Annotated in this window: 25 protein-coding genes; 19 read left to right on the top strand and 6 right to left on the bottom strand. The window is 59.0% G+C overall.

All coding sequences use genetic code 11. The features are described from left to right. On the bottom strand, positions 1 to 2605 hold a 2605-nt coding region (gene rne / locus AACR77_RS15980; RefSeq protein ID WP_042878503.1), incomplete at its 3' end, for a ribonuclease E. A gap of 414 nt (positions 2606 to 3019) precedes the next feature. Here rne and rluC point away from each other — a divergent pair. Beyond that, the gene (rluC, locus tag AACR77_RS15975) at positions 3020 to 3964 is read left to right on the top strand and encodes a 23S rRNA pseudouridine(955/2504/2580) synthase RluC (protein ID WP_205125369.1); all 945 of its coding nucleotides are present in this window, start codon (positions 3020 to 3022) and stop codon (positions 3962 to 3964) included. A 52-nt stretch (positions 3965 to 4016) separates the two neighbouring features. Here rluC and AACR77_RS15970 read toward each other — a convergent pair whose 3' ends face one another. Next, positions 4017 to 4598 carry a Maf family protein gene (locus AACR77_RS15970; protein ID WP_042878496.1) on the bottom strand — a complete coding sequence of 194 codons (582 nt, stop codon included), beginning with the start codon at positions 4596 to 4598 and terminating at the stop codon, positions 4017 to 4019. A 111-nt stretch (positions 4599 to 4709) separates the two neighbouring features. On the opposite strand from AACR77_RS15970, the gene AACR77_RS15965 reads away from it, so the two are divergent. The 16 genes from AACR77_RS15965 to AACR77_RS15890 all read left to right on the top strand — a co-directional run bounded on the left by AACR77_RS15965 (position 4710) and on the right by AACR77_RS15890 (position 17784). Beyond that, positions 4710 to 5411, top strand: coding sequence for an START domain-containing protein (locus tag AACR77_RS15965; protein WP_410488149.1), 702 nt, complete (start codon positions 4710 to 4712; stop codon positions 5409 to 5411). A 196-nt stretch (positions 5412 to 5607) separates the two neighbouring features. Next, entirely contained in the window at positions 5608 to 6129 is a 522-nt protein-coding gene (gene yceD / locus AACR77_RS15960) for a 23S rRNA accumulation protein YceD (protein ID WP_029314532.1), read from the top strand. Positions 6130 to 6149: 20 nt separating this feature from the next. Beyond that, a complete protein-coding gene (gene rpmF, locus AACR77_RS15955; protein ID WP_005300935.1) occupies positions 6150 to 6317 on the top strand; it encodes a 50S ribosomal protein L32 in 168 nt (55 codons plus the stop codon). 9 nt (positions 6318 to 6326) lie between these two features. Continuing rightward, complete coding sequence (plsX, locus tag AACR77_RS15950; protein WP_041215168.1) at positions 6327 to 7346, top strand: phosphate acyltransferase PlsX; 1020 nt, start codon at positions 6327 to 6329, stop codon at positions 7344 to 7346. Between the two features lie 6 nt (positions 7347 to 7352). After that, positions 7353 to 8312 (top strand): beta-ketoacyl-ACP synthase III, encoded by a 960-nt coding sequence (locus AACR77_RS15945; protein WP_042878494.1) that lies wholly within the window; start codon positions 7353 to 7355, stop codon positions 8310 to 8312. A 66-nt stretch (positions 8313 to 8378) separates the two neighbouring features. Next, a complete protein-coding gene (fabD, locus tag AACR77_RS15940; protein ID WP_042017641.1) occupies positions 8379 to 9314 on the top strand; it encodes an ACP S-malonyltransferase in 936 nt (311 codons plus the stop codon). 13 nt (positions 9315 to 9327) lie between these two features. Next, complete coding sequence (fabG, locus tag AACR77_RS15935; protein ID WP_039041169.1) at positions 9328 to 10062, top strand: 3-oxoacyl-ACP reductase FabG; 735 nt, start codon at positions 9328 to 9330, stop codon at positions 10060 to 10062. A 157-nt stretch (positions 10063 to 10219) separates the two neighbouring features. Continuing rightward, positions 10220 to 10456, top strand: coding sequence for an acyl carrier protein (gene acpP, locus AACR77_RS15930; protein WP_005300909.1), 237 nt, complete (start codon positions 10220 to 10222; stop codon positions 10454 to 10456). A gap of 81 nt (positions 10457 to 10537) precedes the next feature. Further along, positions 10538 to 11779 (top strand): beta-ketoacyl-ACP synthase II, encoded by a 1242-nt coding sequence (gene fabF / locus AACR77_RS15925; RefSeq protein ID WP_042878492.1) that lies wholly within the window; start codon positions 10538 to 10540, stop codon positions 11777 to 11779. Positions 11780 to 11845: 66 nt separating this feature from the next. Beyond that, positions 11846 to 12652 (top strand): aminodeoxychorismate lyase, encoded by an 807-nt coding sequence (gene pabC / locus AACR77_RS15920; RefSeq protein ID WP_041211426.1) that lies wholly within the window; start codon positions 11846 to 11848, stop codon positions 12650 to 12652. Next, positions 12642 to 13643 carry an endolytic transglycosylase MltG gene (gene mltG / locus AACR77_RS15915; RefSeq protein WP_029314535.1) on the top strand — a complete coding sequence of 334 codons (1002 nt, stop codon included), beginning with the start codon at positions 12642 to 12644 and terminating at the stop codon, positions 13641 to 13643. The genes pabC and mltG overlap by 11 nt, the downstream gene beginning before the upstream one ends. After that, positions 13643 to 14284 carry a dTMP kinase gene (tmk, locus tag AACR77_RS15910; protein ID WP_041215165.1) on the top strand — a complete coding sequence of 214 codons (642 nt, stop codon included), beginning with the start codon at positions 13643 to 13645 and terminating at the stop codon, positions 14282 to 14284. Before mltG ends, tmk begins: the two co-directional genes overlap by 1 nt. Then, positions 14269 to 15216, top strand: coding sequence for a DNA polymerase III subunit delta' (gene holB / locus AACR77_RS15905; protein ID WP_042878490.1), 948 nt, complete (start codon positions 14269 to 14271; stop codon positions 15214 to 15216). The genes tmk and holB overlap by 16 nt, the downstream gene beginning before the upstream one ends. 12 nt (positions 15217 to 15228) lie before the next feature. After that, the gene (locus tag AACR77_RS15900; protein ID WP_042878488.1) at positions 15229 to 16008 is read left to right on the top strand and encodes a TatD family hydrolase; all 780 of its coding nucleotides are present in this window, start codon (positions 15229 to 15231) and stop codon (positions 16006 to 16008) included. A gap of 299 nt (positions 16009 to 16307) precedes the next feature. Continuing rightward, complete coding sequence (locus tag AACR77_RS15895; protein WP_042878486.1) at positions 16308 to 17336, top strand: site-specific integrase; 1029 nt, start codon at positions 16308 to 16310, stop codon at positions 17334 to 17336. 163 nt (positions 17337 to 17499) lie between these two features. Further along, complete coding sequence (locus AACR77_RS15890; protein ID WP_042878484.1) at positions 17500 to 17784, top strand: RepB family protein; 285 nt, start codon at positions 17500 to 17502, stop codon at positions 17782 to 17784. 234 nt (positions 17785 to 18018) lie between these two features. On the opposite strand, the gene rsmF is transcribed toward AACR77_RS15890, so the two are convergent. The 4 genes from rsmF to AACR77_RS15870 all read right to left on the bottom strand — a co-directional run bounded on the left by rsmF (position 18019) and on the right by AACR77_RS15870 (position 23413). Further along, positions 18019 to 19449 carry a 16S rRNA (cytosine(1407)-C(5))-methyltransferase RsmF gene (gene rsmF / locus AACR77_RS15885; RefSeq protein ID WP_042878482.1) on the bottom strand — a complete coding sequence of 477 codons (1431 nt, stop codon included), beginning with the start codon at positions 19447 to 19449 and terminating at the stop codon, positions 18019 to 18021. A gap of 129 nt (positions 19450 to 19578) precedes the next feature. After that, complete coding sequence (locus tag AACR77_RS15880) at positions 19579 to 22131, bottom strand: MlaD family protein (RefSeq protein ID WP_042878480.1); 2553 nt, start codon at positions 22129 to 22131, stop codon at positions 19579 to 19581. Between the two features lie 51 nt (positions 22132 to 22182). Beyond that, on the bottom strand, positions 22183 to 22791 hold the full coding sequence (locus AACR77_RS15875; protein ID WP_010674753.1) for a paraquat-inducible protein A: 609 nt from the start codon (positions 22789 to 22791) through the stop codon (positions 22183 to 22185). Further along, positions 22769 to 23413, bottom strand: coding sequence for a paraquat-inducible protein A (locus AACR77_RS15870; protein ID WP_010674754.1), 645 nt, complete (start codon positions 23411 to 23413; stop codon positions 22769 to 22771). The genes AACR77_RS15875 and AACR77_RS15870 overlap by 23 nt, the downstream gene beginning before the upstream one ends. 220 nt (positions 23414 to 23633) lie before the next feature. Between AACR77_RS15870 and AACR77_RS15865 the strand changes: the two genes are divergently transcribed. Both AACR77_RS15865 and AACR77_RS15860 read left to right on the top strand, forming a co-directional pair. After that, on the top strand, positions 23634 to 23939 hold the full coding sequence (locus AACR77_RS15865; RefSeq protein ID WP_039041159.1) for a YebG family protein: 306 nt from the start codon (positions 23634 to 23636) through the stop codon (positions 23937 to 23939). A 278-nt stretch (positions 23940 to 24217) separates the two neighbouring features. Beyond that, positions 24218 to 25513 (top strand): tyrosine-type recombinase/integrase, encoded by a 1296-nt coding sequence (locus AACR77_RS15860; RefSeq protein WP_042878478.1) that lies wholly within the window; start codon positions 24218 to 24220, stop codon positions 25511 to 25513. Positions 25514 to 25652 lie beyond the last annotated feature (139 nt).

Here is a 25652-nt window from a genome sequence, read left to right as displayed (position 1 = left end):
CTTGTGCCTGCTCTGCCGCTTCCTCAGCAACGGCTTCAGCCACCACGTGTTCGGTCAGTGCGGCGGAGGCCTGCAGGGCGGCAGCAACCGCTTCTGCGCTCGGAATGGTGATGACAGGCACAACCGGTTCTTCCACCTTCACCTGAGCCGCATCGGCCTGGGCCGCGGTAGTCAGCTGCACTTCGCCTTGTGCTTCGTCTTCACGCTGGCCACGAGCCTCTTCGTTGATGCGCTTGCGACGTTGCCCTTCGATGCGCTGATTGCGCGGGGTACGGCGGGAACGACGCTGACCTTCGCCGTGCTCTTCTTGTTGCTCAGCAGCGGCTTGCACGTCGGCGACATCGGTGATTTGCTCGTCAGTCGGCAGGGCAGGGGTGTCGGTCGCAGCGACATCGACACGGATCTGCTTGCGCAGTTGGCGACGTTCGCGGCGTTCGGCCACTTTTTGCTCTTTTTCCTGACGCGGTTCAGCGCTGGCGACCGCAGTATCAACGGTATCAACCGCCTCGACGATCACCTCGGCACGGGGTTCGCGGGGGGCGCGAGGTTCACGAGCCGGACGCGGGGCACGAGGTTCGCGCTCCTGGCGGGGTTCGCGAGGCTCACGCTCCATGCGCTGTTCGGTGCGCACGTCACCACGGGGTTCCCGTTCCTGGCGAGGCTCACGCTCTTTGCGCGGGCGACGATTGCGGTTTTCTGCGCCATCGCGGTTTGCCGCACCTTCACGCTTGTCACCGCTCTCGGCGTTGCGATTGCTGCGGTTGTCGTCACGACGGCCACGTTGACCACGGCTGCGGGATTCATCGCGCTGGTGACGGTGCCCGTCATCCTTGCGAGCTTCGCGCTGGGCGGCCGGTTTGTCGGCAGGCGCCTTCACCTCGGCCGGGGCCGCATCGGAGGAGGCACCGAACAGGCCGGAGAAGGCCTTGGCCAGCTTGCCAAAGAAGCCGACTTGTTCTGCAACCGGAGCAGGAGCCGCAACAGGAGCCGGGGCGGCGGGCGCAACCGGCTGAGGAGCCGGGGCAAACCCTTGCAGCAGCGGCTGTTCACGTTCGACTACCTGAGCCTGGCGCGGCTGATAGACCGGCTTGGCAATCTCGGTTTTGAGCTCGTAGCTGGCCGCTTCCGGGATCTCGTTCTGACGGATGCGGGTCACTTCGTAGTGCGGGGTTTCCAGATGCTGGTTCGGAATGATGTAGACACGCACATCATTGCGCTGTTCCAGATTGGCGATGGAGGTACGCTTCTCGTTGAGCAGATAGGCGGCCACATCGACCGGCACCTGGGCATGCACCTGCTCGGTGTTGTCCTTCATGGCCTCTTCTTCGATGAGACGCAGGATGGACAGGGCGAGGGATTCGTTGTCACGGATGACCCCCTGACCCTGGCAACGGGGGCAGATATGGCTGCTGGACTCGTTGAGGGAGGGACGCAGACGCTGGCGAGACATCTCCAGCAGACCGAAACGGGAGATACGGCCCAGCTGGATACGGGCACGGTCCTGATGCACCGCTTCACGCAGACGGTTTTCCACTTCGCGTTGATGGCGAACCGGGGTCATGTCGATGAAGTCGATGACAATCAGGCCACCTAGGTCACGCAGGCGCAGCTGGCGAGCGATCTCATCGGCCGCTTCCAGGTTGGTCTGCAGGGCGGTCTCTTCGATATCGCCGCCCTTGGTGGCGCGGGAGGAGTTGATATCGATGGAGGTCAGTGCTTCGGTCGGATCGATGACGATGCTGCCGCCGGAGGGCAGGCGCACTTCGCGCTGGAAGGCCGATTCGATCTGGCTCTCGATCTGGAAGTGGTTGAACAGGGCGACATCACCCTTGTACAGCTTCACGCGATTGAGGAAATCGGGACGGACCAGCTCGATATGCGACTTGGCGCGTTCGAAGATGACCGGGTTGTCGATCAGGATCTCGCCCACATCGCGACGCAGATAGTCACGGATGGCGCGCACGATGACATTGCTCTCCTGGTGAATGAGCACCGGAGCGGAACGTTGTTGTGACGCCTTGTGGATGGAGTCCCAGTGATTGAGCAGAACGTTCAGATCCCACTCCAGCTCTTCCGGGGACTTGCCCACACCGGCAGTGCGCACGATGAGGCCCATGCCGTCCGGCACGGTCAGTCCGCTCAGGGCTTCCTTCAGCTCGGTCCGCTCGTCACCCTCGATGCGACGGGAGATGCCGCCGGCACGGGGGTTGTTCGGCATCAGCACCAGGTAGCTGCCAGCCAGACTGATGAAGGTGGTGAGGGCTGCACCCTTGGTACCACGCTCTTCCTTGTCGATCTGGACAATCACTTCCTGGCCTTCGCGGACCACTTCTTTGATGTTGGGACGACCCTGATAGGAGTAACCGGAGGGGAAGTAATTGCGGGCGATTTCCTTTAACGGCAGGAAACCGTGGCGTTCGGCGCCATAGTCAACAAAAGCAGCTTCGAGACTGGGTTCTACTCGGGTGATTTTGCCCTTGTAAATGTTCGCTTTTTTCTGCTCGTGTCCCGGACTTTCAATATCCAAATCGTAGAGCTGTTGTCCGTCAACCAGCGCTACGCGCAACTCCTCTTCCTGAGTCGCGTTGATTAGCATTCTTTTCATTGAGTTCTCATTATTTTGTCATTTTGATTCCTCCACTGGGTCCTGCCGGCGCCGGCCTCGGGTCTTCAGCATGCTGGGGCAACCTCCCGGTTGGGGTATGCATGAGGCGCAAACTAAGGGCACTCTGGTTCAGCCTTCTCGAGAGGGCGTGAATTAAGGATACCGATGTGGAGACAATTTACGTCGGTTCTGTTTGTGTTCTCCATGCGTTGTACCTCGCACCCGGGAACCGTCATGTTCTTGTATACACGGTGTTTCGGGATTGGGTGGCATACATTTTGGCCACTTAGTACAAGGCTTGAACACAATGACAAAACCTTGTTTATTATCCCATTTAAACCACTTTTATAGCAAGACGCCATTTTTTAACAAAGCATGGAGCCAAGGGCTGTCAGCGGTGTTAAAATCCGCGCCATGACACAGATACATCAACAAGTGCAGCTGCTCACCATCGAAGCTGAGCATGACGGGCAGCGCATCGACAATTTTCTCAAGACTCAGTTAAAGGGCGTCCCCAAGAGCCTGATTTATCGCATCCTTCGAAAAGGGGAGGTGCGGGTCAACAAGAAGCGCATCAAACCGGAATACAAGCTTTGTGCCGGTGACGAGGTGCGGGTGCCCCCCGTGCGTGTGGCCGAGAAGAATGAGTTGCCTTCTGCCAACCTCGGCAGCATCCAGCGTCTGGAGAGCCAGATCCTGTTTGAAGACGATGCCATGATAGTGCTCAACAAGCCGTCCGGTATGGCAGTGCACGGCGGCAGCGGCCTCAGCTTTGGCGTCATCGAAGGGCTGCGTGCCCTGCGCCCCGAAGCCCGTTTCCTCGAACTGGTGCACCGGCTGGATCGCGACACCTCCGGCGTGCTGCTGGTTGCCAAGAAGCGCAGTGCCCTGCGCAGCCTGCACGAGCAGTTGCGGGTCAAGACCATGCGCAAGCAGTATCTGGCGCTGGTACGTGGCCAGTGGCAACCCCACGTCAAGGTGGTCAATGCGCCACTTCGCAAAAATGATCTGCAATCCGGCGAGCGGGTGGTGCGGGTCAGCAGCGATGGCAAGCCCTCCGAGACCCGGTTCCGGATTGCCCGTCAGTTTGCCGAAGCCACCCTGGTCGAGTGCAGCCCCATCACGGGCCGCACTCACCAGATCCGTGTCCACACCCAGCACGCCGGCCATCCCATCGCCTGCGATGACAAATATGGTGAGACCGGGTTTGATGAAAAGATGCGAGGGCAGGGGCTAAAGCGTCTGTTCCTGCACGCTTGGAAGCTCACCTTTACTCATCCGGTGGACGACCGGGAGATGCAGGTGGAAGCGCCATTGTCACCGGAGCTTGAGGCGTTCCTCGCCAAGCTGTCACGCTGACAACCATGAAAAACGGGAGCCAAGGCTCCCGTTTTTCATGGCAGAGTTCTTGTTATGGCAGAGCCAGGCCGTGGCGACCCAGGAGATCAACCAAGCCTATCAGGGGAAGACCGACAAGGGCGTTGGGATCGCGCCCCTCCAGCGCCTTGAACAAGACGATGCCCATTCCCTCGCACTTGAAGCTGCCGGCACAATCCAGAGGACGTTCGGCCTCCACATAGCGACGGATGGCGGCTTCATCGAGCGAACGAAAATGCACGGTGAAAGGCTCGACGAGCTGCTCGGCATGGCCATTTGCAGCATTGATCACGCACAGCCCGGTGTAAAAGATGACGCGCTTGCCTTGGGCCTGCAGCAACTGCTCGACCGCCTTCTCCACCGTGCCGGGTTTGCCGAGGATCTGCCCGTCACAGACGCACACCTGATCTGAACCGATGATCAATCCTTGATCACGATCAGCAGCAACCGCACTCGCCTTGGCAAACGCCAATCTGCTGACCAGGGCTTCCGCGGTTTCCCCGTGTTGCGCCGTCTCATCGACTTGAGGCGCGGCACAGTGAAACGGCTGACCGAGTTTTTCCAGCAAGGTCTTGCGGTAGGACGAGGTGGACGCGAGGATCAAGGAAGGCTGCATGTTTTGATGATATCCATTTATAAATCAATTGGTTGATTCTATCTGTGCAGATGGGGCCACGCAAACAGGAGATGTCTACAGCGGGACTCGCCTAATTAGCGGGAAGCATGCATGCTGATGGAACCACGGCACAAACACAAGAGAGCGGAATTGAGCGTGATGACACGATATGCGGCCTTGGTCATGGCACTGATCTCCTTCGCCAGCTGGGCAGGGACATGGCAACTTCGCCAGGGGGATGAGGGGGTGATGCTTTGGACCCAGCCACATCCTCCGACCTCTTTTCAGGCCTTACGTCTGGAGATGCGCGTGAATGCCGATCCTGGCGCGCTGATCACGGTGCTGCGGAACACGGCGCGCCATAAAGAGTGGTTGCCCCAGAGCCGTGAAGTCAGGGTGCTGGCCAGATCGGGTCCCGACGATGATCTGGTCTATACCCGCCTGGCGTCTCCCTGGCCGGTGCAAGACAGGGAGCTCATCACCCGCTCCCATCTGAGTCGACGCATTGATTGCAGCCTGACTCTCGAGGTGTGGGCAGAGCCGAATGCCCTGCCATTGCATGCAGGGCTGTTCCGGATCCAGGAAAGCGCCGGACGGTGGGAGGCGCTACCCCAACGGGATGGCAGCACACTCGTTCGGCTCGAAACCTATACCAACCCGGGCAACAACTTGCCGGGCTGGCTGGTCAATCCCATTGCCATCAAGGCTGCCGTGGGCAGTTTCAAAGCCATACGCCGACTGATGGAAGCCGAGCCCAGAGTGGCTGCGACACCAGGCCTGCTGGGGAGCGACCCGCGCTGTTCTGCCACCTGATGAGACACCAAGGAGCACATCCGGTGGACAGACAGGGGAGGGGAACAGGATCCTGTGCCAGATCCTGCACGATATGGCATAATCGGCCACCGATGAGCACAAGTTCCTCTTGCAGGGGCCTGTGAAGGTAAAATCATCGGCGGTAAGGACTTTTTCCTTTGACTATCCCTTGTTGGACCTATAATATTTGCGCCCTATGCAAAAGGTGAAGTTGCCCGTTAAGGTTGATCCAGTCCGTAATGCCTTGAAGCTACTCGATTATGTCGGGATAGTGGAAAAGTCGCAGATGCCCAGGCTGGAGGAATCAACCGAAGGCTTGCGAAGTGATGTGGATGTCACACTGCACTTTGGCAAAGATGTCCAGAAGTTGACCGTTATGAAAGGCACTGCCCATGCCAAGGTCGACCTGGTTTGCCAACGTTGTGGTGAGACGTTTGAACACCTTTGTGAAGCTAGTTTTATTTACACTCCGCTGTTCGAAAGAACAAACGAGGAAGAACTGCCGGAAGCTTATGAGCCCATTGAGTTGGACGAAAACGGCGAGATAGATCTTCATCAAATCCTGGAGGATGAACTCATCCTCTCGTTGCCTCAGGTAGCCATGCATCCGGTGGATGTGTGTCCCAGAGGAAACATGGAGATGACCTGGGGTGAAATCGAACCTGCTGATGAGCGGCCGAATCCCTTTGCAGTTCTTGAAGCGCTCAAACGTAAGTGAATTTTAGGAGTTAGCCTACCATGGCCGTACAACAGAACCGTAAAACCCGCGCCAAGCGTGGCATGCGTCGTTCCCACGATGCGCTGACCACCGCTGCCCTGACTGTTGATCAGACCAGTGGCGAAATTCATCGTCGTCACCACGTGACTGCCGATGGTTTCTACCGCGGTAAAAAGGTAATCGCTTAAGGATTGCCTTTGTCTACGCAAACTGTCGCGCTAGACATAATGGGGGGAGATATCGGCCCCTCGGAAACAGTGCCTGCCGCCGTGCAGGCACTGTCTCTTCTACCCCAGCTAAAACTTGTTCTGGTCGGTGATCAACACCAGACTGCCCCTCTTCTGCAGCAACATGGCCTGCTCAACCATCCTCGCGTTCGTCTCGTGCATGCCTCCCAGGTCGTGGGCATGGGCGAAAAGCCTATCGTGGCGCTGCGTACCCTGAAAGACTCCTCCATGCGCGTGACCCTGGATCTGGTCAAGAGCGGCGCTGCCGATGCCTGTGTCAGTGCAGGCAACACCGGTGCCTTGATGGCCATGGCCAAGTGCGTGCTCAAATCCTTGCCCGGTGTTGACCGGCCAGCCCTCATCAAGGCGCTGCCCACATTGGGTGGAAAACGGACCGTGATGCTGGATCTGGGAGCGAACGTGAGCTGCGATGCCGACACCTTGCTGCAATTTGCCGTGATGGGCGCCGTGGTCGCAGAGAAGGTGGAGGGGATACCTTCACCCAGAGTGGCACTGCTCAACGTGGGGGAGGAGGAGATCAAGGGCAACGACCTGGTGCGCCACAGCGCCGAGTTGCTGCGCCAATGCTCCGCCCTGAATTTTGTCGGTTTCATTGAGGGTGACAGGATCTTCAGCGGCGAGTGCGACGTGATCGTCTGCGACGGTTTCGTGGGCAACGTGGCGCTCAAGACCGCGGAGGGGGTGGTGCGGATGATGGCTGAACTGGCCGGATATCCGCGTAAAAAACGCAGTTTTCTTGGTCGACTCGCCGGATTTATGTTCAAACGGCGTTTCTCTTACCTGAACCCCGACCAGTATAATGGCGCGAGTCTGTTAGGATTGCGCGGCATTGTGGTAAAAAGCCATGGGCGGGCCGAGCGCCGCGCTCTGTGTCATGCGATTCTGCTGGCCGCACAAGAAGCCAGACATCAACTTCCATTGCAAATTGCAGATCGCCTTGAATCTGTCTTTTCCGACAGGGATTTATAAAACTCTATGCATAGCAAAATTCTGGGTACTGGCAGTTATCTGCCGAGTTCGGTTCGTACCAACGCCGATCTTGAACAGATGGTTGAAACCAGTGACGAATGGATCGTGGAACGCACCGGGATCCGTGAACGCCGTATCGCCGGAGCCGACGAAACCGTCGCCACCCTGTCTCACCAGGCCGCTCTGCGCGCCCTGGACGCGGCGGGCCTGACCGCTGCCGATCTGGACATGATAGTGCTGGCCACCACCAGTGCAGAGAACGCCTTCCCAGCCGCTGCCTGTGAACTGCAGGGCCTACTCGGGGTGCAAGGGATCCCGGCCTTTGACGTGGCCGCCGCCTGTGCCGGCTTTACGTATGCTCTCGCCATCGCCGATCAGTTCGTCAAATCCGGCGCCGCTCGCCATGTGCTGGTTGTCGGTGCGGACGTGCTGTCACGTATGTGCGATCCCGAGGATCGCGGCACCATCATCCTGTTCGGGGATGGGGCAGGGGCCGTGGTCATCGGTGCCAGCGACACTCTAGGCATCCTCTCCACCCATCTGCATGCCGATGGCCGTTATGGCGAGCTGCTCAAACTGCCGCAGCCCCGTCGCGGCATGCCGGGTGCCGAGCTCGAAGCCTACATGTACATGAAGGGCAACGATGTCTTCAAGGTCGCGGTGACACGCCTTAGCGAGATCGTGACCGAAACCCTGGCTGCGGCCAACGTCGAGCCGAGCGAGCTGGACTGGCTGGTGCCCCATCAAGCCAACTTCCGCATCATCAATGCCACCGCGAAGAAACTCGGCATGGGGCTCGACAAGGTGATCCTGACCCTGGATCGTCATGGCAATACCTCCGCGGCCTCCGTGCCTATCGCCTTCGATGAAGGGGTGCGCGATGGTCGCATCAAACCCGGCCAGCTGGTCCTGCTGGAAGCCTTCGGCGGCGGTTTTGCCTGGGGCTCTGCGCTGGTTCGCCTCTGATACCGAGCGGTGCCCGGTCCTCGGGCGCCCGCTTACCGAATTCGTCTTACCTTAAAGGAATCAATGATGACCCGATTTGCCATTGCCTTCCCGGGACAAGGCTCCCAGAGCGTCGGCATGCTGGCCGAGCTGGCCGAGCAACACGCCGTGATTAAAGAGACCTTCGCCGAGGCGAGCCAGGTGCTGGGTTATGACCTGTTTGCCCTGGTGATGGCAGGCCCGGCCGAGGATCTCAACAAGACCTGGCGTACCCAGCCAGCGCTGTTGACCGCCTCCGTCGCGCTGTGGCGCCTGTGGCAGCAACAGGGGGGGGCAACCCCCGCCGTGATGGCCGGCCACAGCCTGGGGGAATACTCCGCTCTGGTGTGCAGCGGCGCGCTGGCGTTTGCCGATGCCGTCAAACTGGTCGAGCTGCGTGGTCTGGCCATGCAGGAAGCCGTACCGGAAGGGACTGGCGCCATGGCTGCCATCATCGGTCTGGACAACGAGAGCATCGCTGCCAACTGTGAGAAAGCGGCCCAGGGGCAGGTGGTCTCTCCGGTCAACTTCAACTCTCCGGGCCAGGTGGTCATCGCCGGCCACAAAGAGGCGGTCGAGCGTGCCAACGTGCTGATGAAAGAGTCAGGTGCCAAACGTGCTCTGCCGCTGCCGGTCTCCGTGCCCTCCCACTGCGCCCTGATGAAGCCTGCCGCAGAAAAGCTGGCCGCCGCCCTGGATGGGATCGAGATCAAGGTTCCTGCCATCGCCGTCATCAATAATGTCGACGTCTCTTGTGAGCAGGATCCTGCCGCCATCAAGCAAGCCCTGGTGCGTCAGCTGTTCAGCCCGGTTCGCTGGACTGAAACGGTAGAGCGCATGGCAAACGACGGTGTAACCCTCGAAATCGAGATGGGCCCGGGCAAGGTGTTGACCGGCCTGGCCAAGCGTATCGATGCGCGAGTGGAAGGTATTCACGCCAACGACGCCGCCTCGTTCGAGCAGGCGCTGGCCCAGATCAAGTAAACAGGAGCAAGTCATGAGTTTTACCGATAAGGTTGTGTTGGTCACTGGCGCCAGCCGTGGCATTGGTCGTGCGATTGCGGAGACGTTTGCTGCTCGTGGCGCCAAAGTCGTGGGGACCGCGACCAGCGAGAGCGGTGCCGAGGCGATCAGTGCTTACCTGGGTGAGCAAGGCTGCGGCATGGCACTGAACGTGACCAGTCAGGAATCCATCGAAACCGTCTTCGCCGCCATCAAGGCGCGTTTTGGCGACATCGACATCCTGATCAACAACGCCGGCATCACCCGCGACAACCTGCTGATGCGGATGAAGGATGACGAGTGGAACGAGATCATCGACACCAATCTCACCTCCCTGTACCGTCTGAGCAAGCCGGTATTGCGAGCCATGATGAAGAAGCGCAACGGTCGCATCATCAGCATCGGTTCCGTGGTCGGCACCATGGGCAACGCCGGTCAGGTCAACTATGCTGCTGCCAAGGCGGGTCTGGTTGGCTTTACCAAGTCGCTGGCCCGTGAAGTGGCATCTCGTGGCATCACGGTGAATGCGGTTGCTCCCGGTTTCATCGAGACCGACATGACCAAGGCGCTCAATGAAGAGCAGCGCGCCGGCATCATGAATCAGGTGCCTGCCGCCCGTTTGGGCGATCCGAAAGAAATTGCTGCCGCTGTGGTATTCTTGGCATCGGATGATGCCGCCTATATTACCGGCGAAACCCTGCATGTTAATGGCGGGATGTACATGGTGTAATCAATTTGTCGTGAGTTCTGTTCAAATTTGCGATAATACGCCGAAGTTTGGCACATTTCGTGGTTTGACCAGCGGCAAGTCACTTGCAAACTCACGTCAATTGAATACACTACCCCAACCAGACGCAATAGCGTATTTTTAAAGGAAAATTCAGGTCATGAGCAACATCGAAGAACGCGTAAAGAAAATCATCATCGAACAACTGGGTGTTAAAGAAGAAGACGTGAAGAACGCTGCCTCCTTCGTCGACGACCTGGGCGCTGACTCTTTGGATACCGTTGAACTGGTAATGGCGCTGGAAGAAGAATTCGATACCGAAATTCCTGATGAAGAAGCCGAGAAGATCACCACTGTTCAAGCGGCTATCGACTACATCACCGCTAATCAGGAATAAGTTCCTGTTCTGAAAGAAGCGGCCCAAGGGCCGCTTCTTTTATGTTTACCCCTTTCAAAACACCTCTCGGAGACTACCTCAGTGTCAAAACGCAGAGTCGTGGTGACCGGCTTGGGGATGCTTTCCCCGGTAGGCAACACTGCCGAATCCAGCTGGCAAGCCCTGCTCAACGGGCAGAGCGGCATTTCCCTCATCGACCACTTTGATGCAAGCGAGTTCGCAACCCGTTTCGCAGGCCTGGTCAAGGATTTCGACCCCGAAGAGTTCGGCATCAACCGCAAAGAAGCCCGCAAGATGGATCTCTTCATCCAGTATGGCGTGGCGGCGGGTGTTCAGGCCCTGGAAGATTCCGGCCTGACCATCAACGAAGAGAACGCGGAGCGGGTAGGCGTTGCCATCGGCTCTGGTATCGGCGGTCTGGGTCTGATTGAGCAGAACCACAGCAGCCTCATCAATGGCGGCCCCCGCAAGCTGAGCCCTTTCTTCGTTCCGTCCACCATCATCAATATGGTGTCCGGTCATCTTTCCATCATGAAAGGCATGCAGGGCCCGAACATCGCCGTGACTACCGCCTGTACCACGGGTACCCATGCCATCGGTATGGCTGGCCGGATGATCGCCTATGGCGATGCGGACGTGATGGTCGCCGGTGGTGCCGAGAAAGCCTCCACCCCCATGGGCATGGGCGGCTTTGCCGCTGCCAAGGCGCTCTCCACCCGCAATGACGAACCGCAGAAGGCGAGCCGCCCCTGGGACAAGGATCGCGACGGTTTCGTGCTGGGCGACGGTGCCGGCGTACTGGTGCTGGAAGAGTACGAACATGCCAAGGCCCGCGGCGCCAAGATCTATGCCGAGCTGGTCGGCTTTGGCATGAGTGGGGATGCCTATCACATGACGGCCCCTCCCTCGGACGGCGATGGTGGCGCACGCGCCATGAAGAACGCCATCAAGGATGCTGGCATTGCACCCGAGCAGATCGGTTACATCAATGCCCACGGTACCTCCACCCCCCTTGGGGATGTGGCAGAGCTGCGCGGCATGAAGAAGGTGTTTGGTGAACATGCCAGCGCCCTGATGGTCAGCTCCACCAAGTCCATGACAGGCCACCTGTTGGGTGCGGCTGGCGCCATCGAGGCGATCATCACCGTGCTCTCTCTGCGTGACCAGATGGTGCCTCCTACCATCAACCTGGACAACCCGGATGATGAGTGCGACCTGGATCTGGTGCCGCATGTTGCCAAGGCCGGTAGCTTCGAATATGCCCTCTCCAATTCCTTCGGTTTTGGCGGCACCAATGGCTCCCTGATCTTCAAACGCGTATAATTCGCTCTGGGCGAATGATAAGGCCCGATACGGCAGTATCGGGCCTTTTTTATCGGAGGGATCCCCTTGCTGATTAATGGAATACCCACAGAAACACTGTCAGCCAGGGATCGTGGACTGGCATACGGAGATGGTCATTTCACCACCATGCTGGTGAGGGAAGGGAAGGTACTCTGGTGGCAGGACCATCTGGCCCGGCTGCAACATGCCAACGCCCGGCTTGGTTTTGGCGAGCACTCCTGGGACCTGCTTGCCGACGAGGCGGCGCAGCTGGCTTCTGGGCAGACACAGGCTGTCGTCAAGATAATGCTGACCCGGGGCGCCGGTGGGCGGGGATATGACGGCGCAGGCTGTGACACGCCCACTCGCATCGTCTCTTTGGCACCTTATCCTGAGCATTATCATGATTGGCAGCAAACCGGCATCAATGCCCTGGTATGCCAGCAGCAGCTTGGGGACAGTCCCATGCTCGCCGGTCTCAAGACGCTGGGGCGCCTCGAACAAGTGATGCTGAAGCGCGAACTTGCTGCGCGTGGCGGGGTCGAAGGTATAGTCTTGAACAGCCGGGGATTTCTGGTAGAAGGGGTCAGCGCCAATCTGTTTTGGCGTCGCGGCAGGACGGTGTTCACACCGGATCTCACCCGCGCCGGGATCGATGGCATCATGCGCAAGCGCGTGATGACGATGCTTAAACAGATGGGCATTGAACTGCGTGTCGTTGAGGCTCCATTGGAGTCACTCTGGCAGGCGGAAGAGGTCTGGCTGACCAATACCCTCATGGGCATAGTCCCGGTCACCAGCATCGGGGATATGCACTATCCCAGCCCGGTATTGATCCGCCGTTTACAGGAGCGCTTGGTCATTGAAGTTTAATCGGCTTTACACCCTGCTCGCGGGGGCGGCACTCTCTGTCGCCGTTGCCGGAGGGTACGTGTATCACAAGTGGCAACAGGTGGAGACGCTCACCAACAAGGGGCCAACCCGCCTCTTTACCGTCGAAAAAGGCGCCCATGCGGCGCGCCTGATTGCCGAACTGGGGGAGGGGGAAACCAGCCCCTGGGCGGTGCGCCTCTGGTTGCGCGGTCATCCCGAACTGGTGGCCATCAAGTCCGGCACCTATGAAATCAAGGAAGGGGCGCCGCTCAAGGAGACTCTCTCTCTCTTTGCTTCCGGCAAGGAGTTTCACTTCAGCCTGACCTTTGTCGAAGGGTCCCGATTTGAGGATTGGCTGAAGCAACTTTCCAGCGCCCCCTATCTGGAGCGCCTGACTCTGGAGCAGAGCGAAACCGAGCTGGCTCAGGAACTCGGCATCGAAAATGGCAAGCTGGAGGGGTGGTTCCTGCCGGAAACCTACGCCTATACCACTCATGCCAGCGATCTCTCCATCCTGCGCCGCGCCTATCAGGACATGAAAACGTTCCTGGAGGCTTCCTGGGAGAAGCGTCAGGCCAATCTGCCCTACAAGACACCCTATGAGGCGCTCATCATGGCCTCCATCATCGAAAAAGAGACGGGCCAACCGGATGAACGAGCCCAGATTGCTTCTGTGTTCGTCAACCGTCTACGCCTTGGCATGAAGTTGCAGACCGACCCTACCGTCATCTACGGGGTGAAGGAGAGGTACGATGGTAACATTCGCCGCAGCGATTTGACCGACGTGAACCCCTACAACACCTATGTGATCGACGGTCTGCCTCCGACGCCCATCGCCATGCCGGGCAAGGCCTCCATCGAGGCGGCGCTCAACCCCAAATCGACCGACTATCTCTACTTCGTTGCCAAGGGGGGCGGTGCCCACTACTTCTCCAAGACCCTCGATGAACACAATCGGGCGGTGCGTGAATACATATTGAAGAAACCCTAATGTCTAAATTTATCGTGATTGAAGGATTGGAAGGGGCAGGGAAGAGCTCTGCGGTGCGCTATGTGACCGACTATCTGCAAGCCCACGGAGTGGCGCGGATCGAGTGCACCCGGGAGCCGGGCGGCACGCCGCTGGCGGAACGCATGCGGGCCATCGTCAAGGAGGTGCACGACGAGCGCCTGACCGTCGAGGCCGAGCTGCTGTTGATGTACGCCTCCCGGGTACAACTGGTGGAGACCCGGATCAAGCCTGCCTTGGCAGACGGCATCTGGGTAGTGGGCGATCGCCACGATCTCTCCTCCCAGGCCTATCAGGGGGGTGGCCGCGGTATCGATGCGAACCTCATCGGCGCCATCAAACGGGCGGTCCTCGGGGATTTCAAGCCGGATCTGACCCTTTATCTCGACATTGATCCTGCCATCGGCCTGCAGCGGGCCCGCCATCGCGGCGAGCTGGACAGGATTGAGCTGGAGCAGATCGGCTTCTTTGAACGTACCCGCCAGCGTTACCTCGAGTTGGCGGCCGCCGATGATTCCATCCAGGTCATCGATGCCGGGTTGCCCCCGGAGCAAGTCAAAGCCGCCATCGAGGCAGTCCTTGAGCATTATCTGGCAAGCGAGGGGCTATGTATCCCTGGCTGATCCCGGATTGGCATGCCCTGAGCGAGACGGCCCGGGCCGGACGGCTCGGGCACGCCTGGTTGCTGCTAGGCGATCCCGGTCTTGGCAAGGAGCAGCTTGCAGAGCGACTGGCGCGACTGCACCTGTGTCAGCATCCACAACGAGGTGAGCCCTGCGGTCAGTGCCACTCCTGCCAGCTTTTTGAGAAGGGGCATCACCCGGATCTTGGGACCCTGGGGCCCGAGGGCAAGACCATAGGTGTCGAAGCCATCCGGGAGATTTGCAGCCGCCTCCAGAGCACGTCCCAGCTTGGTCGCGGCAAGGTGGTGATCATTCAAGAGGCGGAGCGCATGACGGAGTCTGCCGCCAATGCTTTGCTGAAGACGCTGGAAGAGCCGGCTGGCGACAGTCTGTTGCTGCTCATCGCATCCCGGGTATCTCGCCTGCTCCCCACCATCTTGAGCCGTTGTCACAAACATGTCTGCCAGCTCCCCTCTGAGGGGGAGACCCTTGCCTGGCTCGCCGAGCAGGGCCATCAGGCCACCCAGGCCCAGGTGCGGATCTGCCAGGGGGCGCCGCTGCGGGTGCTGAGCTACATCGAAGCACAGCAAGATGATGCCAGACGGGCATTGCTCGACGGATTTGTCTCGCTGGCATCGGCCCCCACCCGTGCGGCGAATGTCTGCGCCCAGTTGGCCGAGGATAATCAGGTCCGGCTGCACTGGTTGCAGCTCTTCTTGTGCGATGCCCTCAAGCTTCAGGCTGGCTGCGGCCATCATCAACTGGCGATGCCGGATCTTGCATCACTCAGCCAGCAACTGGCAGAGAAACACTCCAGCGAACGGCTCCTGGAAGCCGAACAGCAGCTGGTTATGCTGAAAGAGGCTTGTCAGCCAGGACAGCTTTCCAATCCCACCATCCATTTGATGAACTGGCTCAATCGCTGGTTATAAACAAGGTTGTCTATGTTACTCGTTGATTCCCATTGCCATCTCGATCGCTTGAGTTATGGCTCCAAGCAGACCGACATGGCCGATGTATTGGCCAAGGCGGCGCAGCAGAGCGTGGGATATTTTCTCTGCGTGAGTGTGACCCAGGCCCAGTTCCCGACCATGATGGAGGCCATCGCCCCCCATCCCCAGGTGTTTGCCTCCTGCGGTGTTCACCCGCTCAATCAGGATCCCGGGGTGGATGCTGCCTTGCTGCTGACTCAGGCGGCCGATGAGAAAGTGGTGGCCATCGGCGAAACCGGGCTCGACTACTTCTATTCACCGGAAAATAAGGATGTACAGCAAGCCTCTTTCCGCGAACATATCCGGGTAGCCCGGGCACTGAACAAACCGCTCATCATCCACACCCGGGATGCCCAGGAAGACACCTTGAGGATCATGCGAGAGGAGGGGGCCGAACAGGTGGGCGGAGTGCTGCACTGCTTCACCGAGTCCCTCGAAATGGCCGAGGCCGCGATGGCAATGGGGTTCTATATTTCCATCTCGGGGATAGTCACTTTCAAGAACGCCTCAGCCCTGCAGGCAGTGGTCAAGGCGTTGCCCCTGGAGCGACTGCTGGTTGAAACCGACTCTCCCTATCTGGCACCGGTTCCGCACCGGGGGAGGGAGAACGAGCCGGCCTTTGTTCGCGACGTTGCCCAATTTATCGCGGATCTTCGCCAGATTCCGCTCGCCGAATTGGCGGAGGCCACCAGCCACAATTTCTTCGAATTGTTCAAGTTGGCAAAGCGATAACAGACAACGCCCCGCATAGCGGGGCGTTTTACTATGACAATCTGCACTATCATGATCCATCCAGAAACAATCATGCCAAGTTGTTATCTCTCATTTTGTGTGGTGGATGCTGACGAGTTCAAATCGCCAGCACCTGATAAAACGGAGCAGGGATGACAGAATGCTTGAGGAATAGATGAGGGAGCTGAAATGGGTTAAAGCACTCTTCATAAGTATCGATAATATTCATTATCGATACTTGATAGATCTGGATGATCCTGTAAGATCCACCGAAACTCCGCTTTAAATCATAGAGTTAAGTGAACTACCCACGCCTTCAAAACCCAGTTCAGCAATCTTTGCAGAGCGTCTTCGATCCTCAGCTGAACAGCCGGGCAAGACGCTTTCTGCGCAGCGCCAAAGCCGACTCCACCCTCAATGCCTATCAGGCAGATACCCGTATCTTTGTCTCCTGGTGCCAGCTCCACGGGCTGGATCCCTTGCAGACGACACACCACGACATCATGAATTTTTTGGCGGATCAGGCCGACGGCATCCTAGCCAACTGGGTCTGGCTGGACAAAGAAGAAGGGAAGGGGGAGCTTCGCAACGGGGAACCTCGCAAACCAGCCACCCTGGTAAGACGGCTTGCCGGCATTCGTTATGCCTTCAAGCAGAAGGGGATCCACCCCATGCCGACCGAGCATGCGGAGATAAAGGAGATGATGCGGGGCATAGTACGGCTCGGTAATAACCGCAAACGCAAAACGGGGGCGCTGACCCTGAAACCATTGGCCTGCGTGCTGGACGAGATAGATACCAGCAACCTGGCGGGACTTCGGGATTACAGCCTGTTGCTCCTGATGTTCAGTGGCGCCTTGCGTCGATCGGAAGCGGCAAGGATCGAGGTGAATGACGTGCAGTTTGTGGGGCAGGGGATACGCCTTCGTCTCAAACCAAGCAAACATCAGCTCCATGAATCGGAGATAGCACTCATTCCAGGTACCCGGTATTGCCCAGTGTCTGCACTGCAACAATGGCTGAAAAAAAGCCGGATTGCTGAGGGCCCCCTGTTTCGCCGGATGAATCGCTGGGGACAGCTGATGGCAGACCCCCTGGGGCCGCAAGGTATCAACCTGATGATCAAGCGGCGAACCGGCCAGGCCATCGACGATCTCCACGTCAGTGGCCACAGTTTGCGGCGGGGGTTCATCACCTTTGCGGTAACGGCGGGCAAACCGATGAACAAGATCATCGAGGTGACCCGACACAAGGACATGCGCACCTTGCAGGAATATTTCGACGATGCACACAAGTTCTCGGATCACGCCCTGGATGGGTTGTTATAGAAAACCGCGCCTCTGCCTTTTTTATGTTAAATGCTATCCTGTTGATCTGATGGTATATTCAATCCGTCCTCCACAGACATCATGACGGTGGGGGAGTCGTAATCCGATTTACTTTCGTAGAAGATGCCAACGAAAAATGAGAGATAACATTCGCGACAATAATATGTCAGAGGGTGATGGCAGCCAGGAATTGAAGAAAAGCGCCGCTCAAGAGAACGCCGAACGGCAGCGCCAGCACGTGAAGCGCAAGCAGGAAACCCACAGCCGGTTGCAATGCTGGATAAGCAATCGTCATGCAGAGCGGTTGGCCATGCTGGGGCAACAACTGGAAGACAGTCAGGCCTCCATCATCGAGCAGGCAATCGATCTGCTCTATCAGCACGAACTGCAACAAACGACCAACGCGCAGCAGAGCGATGTCCCCGAGTCGGCAGACATGCTCGAATAGACGATGGTATCGTGCCGGCATGGTTGAAAAAGGAAGACAAAAAAAGCCAGGTACGAATTCCTTGTACCTGGCATAGGGGAATTGGCTCCTTGCAGAGCCGTGCGCTAACTGGTATGCGGATAGCCTTAAGCTTAGACAAGGCTCTAGGCATTTCAAGAACCGGATAAAAGTTCAACCAGAGTGGGGGTTTTTCAGACTCGAACAGGCGCTGTTTTTGCTCGAGCGACCCCACTCTCACGCATTGAACAGGTTGTTGTCCCGTACCAGCTCCCGGGGCAGGGCATTCTTGATGCGACTCCCCACCCATTTCCCCATGCCGAGCGGGTGCCCCTGGTAACGAACGATCACTTCCCCAGTCCCGGCATCCTGCTCTGGCCAGACATCTCGTCCCATCATGAATTCACGGGCATTGGCGGCATCCAGCTCGACGCATCCCTTGCTCGCCTCATGGCCGTAAGCCAGAGCCCATTCATGGGTCAATCGATATCCCTTCTTGAAGGTTTCAGCCAGCTTGATGCCGATGCGATCGAAACGCAGCTTCCCCTGTACCTGCTCGAAGGCATGAGGGAAGAGCCAGATCTCGTCATTGCGGCCAAACAGTTGGCCATGGGGCACGATGCCAAAATTCCCTTCAATCTCCCGCAGCATGGGGCCGGCCTCTTTCTCTGGCAGCGGTGAGAAGGGGAACTTGCCGAGCTTGCCCGGTTTGAACATGGTGTTGGGCACGGAGTGATGCTTGCGCAACCGGGCGACGAAAAAGCCTTCACTGTCGAAGATCTGGGGCCACACGTGCAGGTATCCCTCCGGCGTACAGGCTTTCTCCGCTCCCGGAAAGAGATCGGCCAACGAGTCAAAGCTGAAGGCATCACCGAACTTCTCTTGCAGTGACTGGCAGACGTCCTGGTTCTCTTGCAGGCTCAGGGTGCAAGTGGAGTAGACCAGTACGCCGCCAGGTTTGAGGGCGTGAAAAGCGCTCTCCAGCAGGCCACGCTGCACTGCGGCAATCTCCTCGATGCTCTCCAGGCTCCAGTTGCGCAGCGCGTCTTCATCTTTTCGCACCGTCCCCTCGCCGGAGCAGGGGGCGTCGAGCAGGATGGCGTCGAAGGTTTCCGGCAGCCATTGGCCAAAGACCTTGGCATCGAAATGGGTCATACCGACGTTGGTCACACCGCAGCGCTGGATATTGGCGCTCAGCACTTTCAGCCTGCTGCTGGAAAACTCGTTGGCGATCAGCATGCCGCGGTTCTCCATGAGCGCCGCGATCTGGGTAGTCTTGGAGCCAGGGGCGGCGGCCGCGTCCAGCAACATGCCATCCCCTCGGGTTTGCTCACTGGCAAAGAGCGCCGTCACCGGCAACATGGAGCTCGCTTCCTGGATGTAGAAGAGGCCGCACAGATGCTCGGCCGTGTTGCCAAGGGGAACGCTCTCATCACTGCGGGTGAGCCAGAAGCCGGTTTCACACCAGGGCACGGGATCCAGTTGCCAGCCAAGCGGCGCCATGCGGGCGACAAACTCGGATACCGTAATCTTGAGGGTGTTGACCCGGATGCTGCGCCGCAGCGGCTGCCGGCAACTCGCCACGAATGCCTCCATGGAGAGATGGGATGGCATGAACTCCGCAATGTGACGCAGGAAGTGATCGGGGAGGTAGGTGTTGTCGTGCACGGCGCAATCTCGCTGACCCAAAATGAGGGGCGACATCTTACCACAGTGCGCGGCCCTTCTTGATGGGGGAGTCCATGAGGCCATAAAAAAACCGGCACAAGGCCGGTTTTTGACGAGCAGGGGAATAACTCAGGGCAAGATGCGGGGGCTCCACTCCAGCCACTCTTTTTCCGCCTTGGCATGAAGCGGATAACGATGACCCGCCTTGACGGTCGCGCCCATCTCCCGCTCCGGCGTATTGAAGGCAATCCCGCCCGCCAGCAGGCTTTGCACCGTTTCGACCTCGATGGTGCCACCGGTCAGCCCGATATCGGCCTTGACCCCGGAGACATTCCAGAAGCGGCTGTTGGCGCGTATCAGATGGGCGTACTGTCCATCCACATTCACATCGATCAGCACCTCACTGCCATCCCGGGCCAGGGTCACGCCGGTGACGCTGCCCACCACCATCTTGCGAAACAGCAGGGGGCTGCCCACGCTGATGCCATCGACGGAGGGGCTCTTGAGGGTCAGGGCAAGACCGGCGGGGCCACTCTGGCTCAAGGGGAAGGTCTCCTTACCAGCCCCCCGGCCCGGTGTCGCCTCCACAAAGGCCCCCTTGATCAGGGTATCGAGGTGGGCAACGCCCCCCAGCCCGACCTTGGCCTGCACCAGGGCGTAGCGCGCCCCGGATTGCAGGAAACGCGCGGCATATTGCTCGTTCAGCTCAGCCTTGAAGCTCACCTGGCCCAGGGTCGGATCCAGTTCCACCTGCTCCACCTTGCCGATGTCCACTCCGCGATAGCGGATGGGGCTACCGACCCCGAGACCCGGGTTGTGATCCGCCGTGAGGGTGAGGGTGCGCACCTGGGAGCTTGCCTGCTCCTTGCTGTCAAAGAGCTGATGACTGCTGCGACCTGTCCCCAGCTTGTCGAATTCGATAGCACCACGCAGCAGGGTGGCGAGGTTCCCCATCTTGACCTGCACGCCATCGAGCCGGATCTTGCCGTCGATGGCGGCCTTCTTCCAGAACTGGGGTTGCTGCTTGAGCAAAGGAGCATAGATGGCATCGATCTCCAGGGTGATGGCCACACCGCGATCATCGGCATCCAGCGCCTTGACCTTGCCCGCTTCCAGTCCCAGGTAGAGGACGGGGGAGCCCACGCCGATACCATCAGCCTGAGCGGCACGCAGCGTCCAGCTGACCGCTTTGGCATGGCGGCTCCCAAGCAGGGCCAGCTCCTGGCTGGGGTAGAGGCGGTCAATCCTGTCACCCTTCGCAGCCTGTACCAGCTTGATGCCCCCCGCCAACCAGGCACTGGCCGGGCTGGTCTCCACCTTGATACCGCTGAGGTCCGCCTCCACCTGCAAGGGGGCGGCGCGATAGAAGCGAGCCCGTTGCAGCAGATGGCGATAACGCTCGTTCACCAGCAACTCGACACTGGCATTGCCGCCGGCATCCAGGGTCAGTGCCCCGAGCTGACCTATCTGCAACCCCTTGAACCAGAGCGGAGCCCCTTCGCTCAAACCGGCGAGATCCTCTGCCTGCAGGGTCAGCTTGATGCCGCCGCGCTGTGCCTGGCTCTCCAGGATCATGGTGTTGACCCGTTTACCGGGTTCATAGTCCAGACGAATGGCGGGCCCGGCCAGCAGGCGATCCGCGTGCTTGATCCCGGCAGGGGAGAGAGAGACCGTCTCCCACACCAGGCGACTCTTGCCGGTCACCCGGAACGCCTGCTCGGGGTTGATGAGGGCCGTCACGCTCCGCCCCTGCTCGGTGAGGCGAATGGGGTCGACTCGTCCAATCTCGATGCCCTCATAGAGGATGGGCATCCCTTCCTTGATGGGCAGAGTCCCCGCCTGGATGGTGATGCGCTCACCCCGGGCGGCCTCGGCCAGCCCCTTGTAGAGGATGAAGTTGACCCCCTTTTGCGCCACGGGAGAATCCTTGGGGGAGTCAAACGCAATGCCGCCGCTCAGGATGGAGGTGAGGCTGCCCGCCTCCACGCTGACGCCAGCCAGGCTGAAGGAGCCCTTGATGCCGCTGATGTTCCAGAAGCGGGTATCCGCCTTGACGAGGTGCTCGAAGCGCGGCTCGATCACCAGATCCAGGATCACGTTCTGGTTCTCTTCCCCAAGACGGGTGTTGATGACACTGCCCACCTCCAGCCCTCGGAAATAGATCTTGGCGCCGATGCCCACCGACCCCAGGGAATCGGCTGTCAGGTGCAGGGTTCGCCCCTGGGCCTGATAACCGGGGGGAGGGCCATCCAGGGCATCGAACTCATCCTCCAGCGGGTTGTTCTCCCGTCCGGGTTGCAGGTTGATGTAGTTGCCGGACACCAGGGTGTCCAGGCCGGAGATCTCGGTCAGTGACGCCTTCGGACTCACCAGCCAAAAGTCGGAGCCCTTGCGTATGAGGGAGCGGGCACGGCTGTCCACCTTGGCCAGCACCGCAATCTTGCGACCATCCTGTGCCAGTTCCAGCTCTTGGACCACGCCGATGGCGACCCCCTGATAGCGCAACTGGGTCTTGCCCGGCAAGATACCGTTGCCCTGGGCAAAGTTGATGCGAATGAGTTGACCACTGCTCGTCCACTGCTGGTAGAGAAAGCCTCCCGCCAGCAAGAGGGCGATGAAGGGCAGCAACCAGACCGGGGATAACCAGCGGTGCTTCTCAATGACGGGCTCAGCCCCGACCATACCGACTCCTTACATTGGCTGTGATGCACAGCGCGTTCGACACAAAAAACATTAACGGGCCGCCTTGTCCCACAACAGGCGGGTATCGAGCATCCTGGCCGACATCATGGTGAGCACCACCACGCCGGCGAATGCCGTCGCCCCGGGGCCGGCACGCACGTTGAGCAGCACGCCGCGATCCACCAGAGCCACCATCAGCGAGATGACGAACAGGTCCAGCATGGACCAGCGTCCGATGAAATCGATGATGCGGTACATGACGAGCTGGCGTTTGCGGCGCACCGGCTTGCTGCGCTGCAACTGCCAGCAGATCCAGCCAAGACCCAGGATCTTGCCGATTGGCACGATGATGCTCGCGGTGAGCACTATGGTGGCGATGCCGGACATCTTGCTGCGATAGAGCGCCATGATACCGCTGAAAATGGTATCGGACTGCAATAATCCCTTGTTGTAGAAGTGGGTGATGGGCAGCAGGTTTGCAGGCAACAACATGAAGGTGGCCAGCGCCAGCAGGCCCCATGACCAGGCGAGGGAATGGGGAATGCGCATCTGCAAGGGGGTGTGACAACGAGGGCAGCTCATGCCATGTTGATGGCGCACCAGCAACCCGCAGGTATGGCAGCGGCAAAGCCCCAGTTCACGGGCGCTGATCGGGGACATGGTCCGGCTCCCGGGAGGCATGTTGCAGCGGAATCCGCTCCCAGTAAGGGGCAGGGTCAAAGAGGATCAGCAGCGTCATGTTGAGCAGCATCAGACAACCCAGGCTCAGCAGACCGCCTCCCAGGCGCACGTCGGCGATGTCGATAAGCTTGAACAGGGCGACCAGCAGGCTGACGATGTACACCTCCAGCATGGCCCAGTGACGAAATACCTCGACCGCTTTGAGGGTCCACGCCAGCAGATGCCAGCGCTTGGCCAGGCCGGAGGCGAGGGCAAAGATCCCGAGCAGCAGCCCTGTCGGTGCCAGCACGGCGCACCAGAGCACCAGTGTTGCCACCCAGAGCTCGCTCTCGGCATACAGCATCATAATCCCCTTGATCAGGTTGGCGTCCGAGTTCACGCCCGCCAGACGAAGATAGATCAAAGGCTCAAAAAACGCGGAAGGCAGCAACAGGAATCCGGTGATGGTCAGCGCCATCAACTGGGAAGGGCGAAAGGCATAGCGCCCATACAGATGCTGATGACAGCGGGGGCAATGGGCGTGACGGCGCAGCGGCAGCAACTTGCGTTCGATCAGCAAGTCACAGGCCGGACAGACAATCACCGAGTGCGGATCCGACATACGATTCAACCTGTTGAAGGAATTGATGAAATTTACCTTAAAACGCCAGCCCTGTCTTGCCGCGCTGCACACCCCCCTTTGAAAAGACGTGTTTTCCGGTGTGAACTGGCCGCCGCCAGCCAAGCAGGGGCTGGCGATGCATGCCGACATGCTGAGGGTATTTGCAATACTGTATATACGTACATATACTTGCAATCACTATCATCAGGAGGGCGCCGCGATGGCCGTTGAGATCAAGTATGTTGTGGTACGTGGGGGAGTGGAGAAGATGACCTTTGCCAGCAAGAAAGAGGCGGATGCCTATGACAAACTGCTGGACACCGCCGATGAGCTGATGACACTGCTGGCGGGTGCGCCGGTCGCGCTTGCACCGGAGCAGCAGGAGAGTCTGGCCTTTTATCTGGCCGAGCAGCGGGATCAGTTGCAGCAGGTATTGCGCGGTGGAAAAGGGCAGGGGAATCCCCCCAAAGAAGACAAGCTGGATACTGAACTGCCAAAGGGGAAGCCCCTGAAGAGCGTGGCTTGAGACGAAAGGGCGGGGAAGGGGATGTGAGGCAGAACCCGCTATCTCATTCATGAAAAGTGCAACTTAAGTCATTTTCACGACTATTCTCCCCGAGGATTTTCCAACCACACTGCATATTCATTGAATATGCCGATTGCTCGTCATCATGGGGTATCACAGCAAGATGCCTCAGGTCGTTGCCCCCAAGGCGCACTGCAAGCCCTGATGCCGATAACCCCATTTATCGGCATCAGGGGGGCGGCCCCGTTCAAAACATTCAACCGACATCACACACCATCATGACTCATCCAGCACTTCCACCCGCCATGCCGCTGTTCGATAGCGTGGACCACCTTGAGGCGGGCAATCCCCAGGTCAACCAGTACCTCGCCACCCTGAGTCTTGGCAAGGTCCCCGACGCGGGGATCGTCTATGAGCTGGCCGTCGACTGGCTGCTGGAGCAGCGCCACAGCGAAAACAACTACAAGACCTATCGCAGTGAGCTGACCACTTTTTTGCACTGGTGTTTTTGCGAGGTGGCCATCAGCCCCAAGGATCTCACCAGGCGCATCATGATGCGCTATCTCGACTATTGCCAGGCGCCACCGTCCGGACTGATTGCCTACCGCAACGTCGCCCAGTTCGTGCTCGACAAGGAGTGGGGGGAACGGTTGCCAAACCCCCTGTGGCGTCCGTTTCTTGGCAAGCGGGAACTGGGCCGGGAGCTGCCGTATCGACTGAGTGAGCAGGCGATGAAGACAAAACTCGCCATTTTGTCCGCCTTCTTCCAGTTTCTCATCCAGGAGGAGTACATGGATCGCAATCCGGCTCTCCTGCTGCAGCGGGTTAAACGTGCGGGCCCCCAGGAGGCTGGTGAAGATGCGCAATCCTTCACCGAACTGCAATGGTCCTATGTGATGCAAGCCGCCGAACAGCTCGCTGCCGAATGCCCGGCACAACATGAGCGCAGCCGCTTTCTCATCTGTCTGATGTATGCCTGTTATTTGCGGATTTCAGAGGTGGCGGCCAGGCCGGGTTTCAGCCCTGTCATGGGCCAGTTTCGACGTGACGCCAAAACGGGCGTCTGGGGTTATGACATTCCCCGCAGCAAAGGCGGTAAACGTCGCACCGTGGCCGTTTCTCAGGCTCTGCTCGAAGCCCTGGCTCGCTATCGTACCTTTCTTGGCCTTTTGCCACTGCCGGCCCCCGGAGAGCAGACCCCGCTGTTCGTACGCCACAAGGCGGCGGCCCATGGCCGCGAACAAGGCGAACTCAATGCCAATCTGGGTATCCGCCAGCTACGAGACCTGGTAATGGCGGTATTTGAACAGGCCGCAAGCCTTGCCGAACAAGACGGTTTTGATCAGGATGCTGCTGAAATGCGAACCCTGACGCCGCACTCCATTCGTCACACCGGCATCACCCATGACATCAATCTGCACGGACGGCCTTTATCCCACGTACAAGCCGATGCGGGACACGACAGCATCGACACCACCTCCAAGTACCTGCACACCGGCAACCGGGAACGTCACGAGAGTGCCAGCCGCAAGCCGTTGGACCACTTGCTCGACCAGGACCGAACATATGATTGATAACCAGTGGTGAACAAATAAAGCTGCACTCATAACCAACATGTTGGACCTAAAGGCAATCCTTGATTGACCATGCCTTGGGACTCATAAATCCGACACTGCGCATAATGTCGCTGGCGTTATGTTGAGCGGTTTGCCC

The sequence above is a fragment of the Aeromonas sp. ZOR0002 genome (assembly GCF_963866995.1).
GTDB lineage: Bacteria > Pseudomonadota > Gammaproteobacteria > Enterobacterales > Aeromonadaceae > Aeromonas > Aeromonas caviae.
Note: the sequence above shows the minus strand (reverse complement) of the source record. Positions and strands in the feature narration are given on the sequence as shown.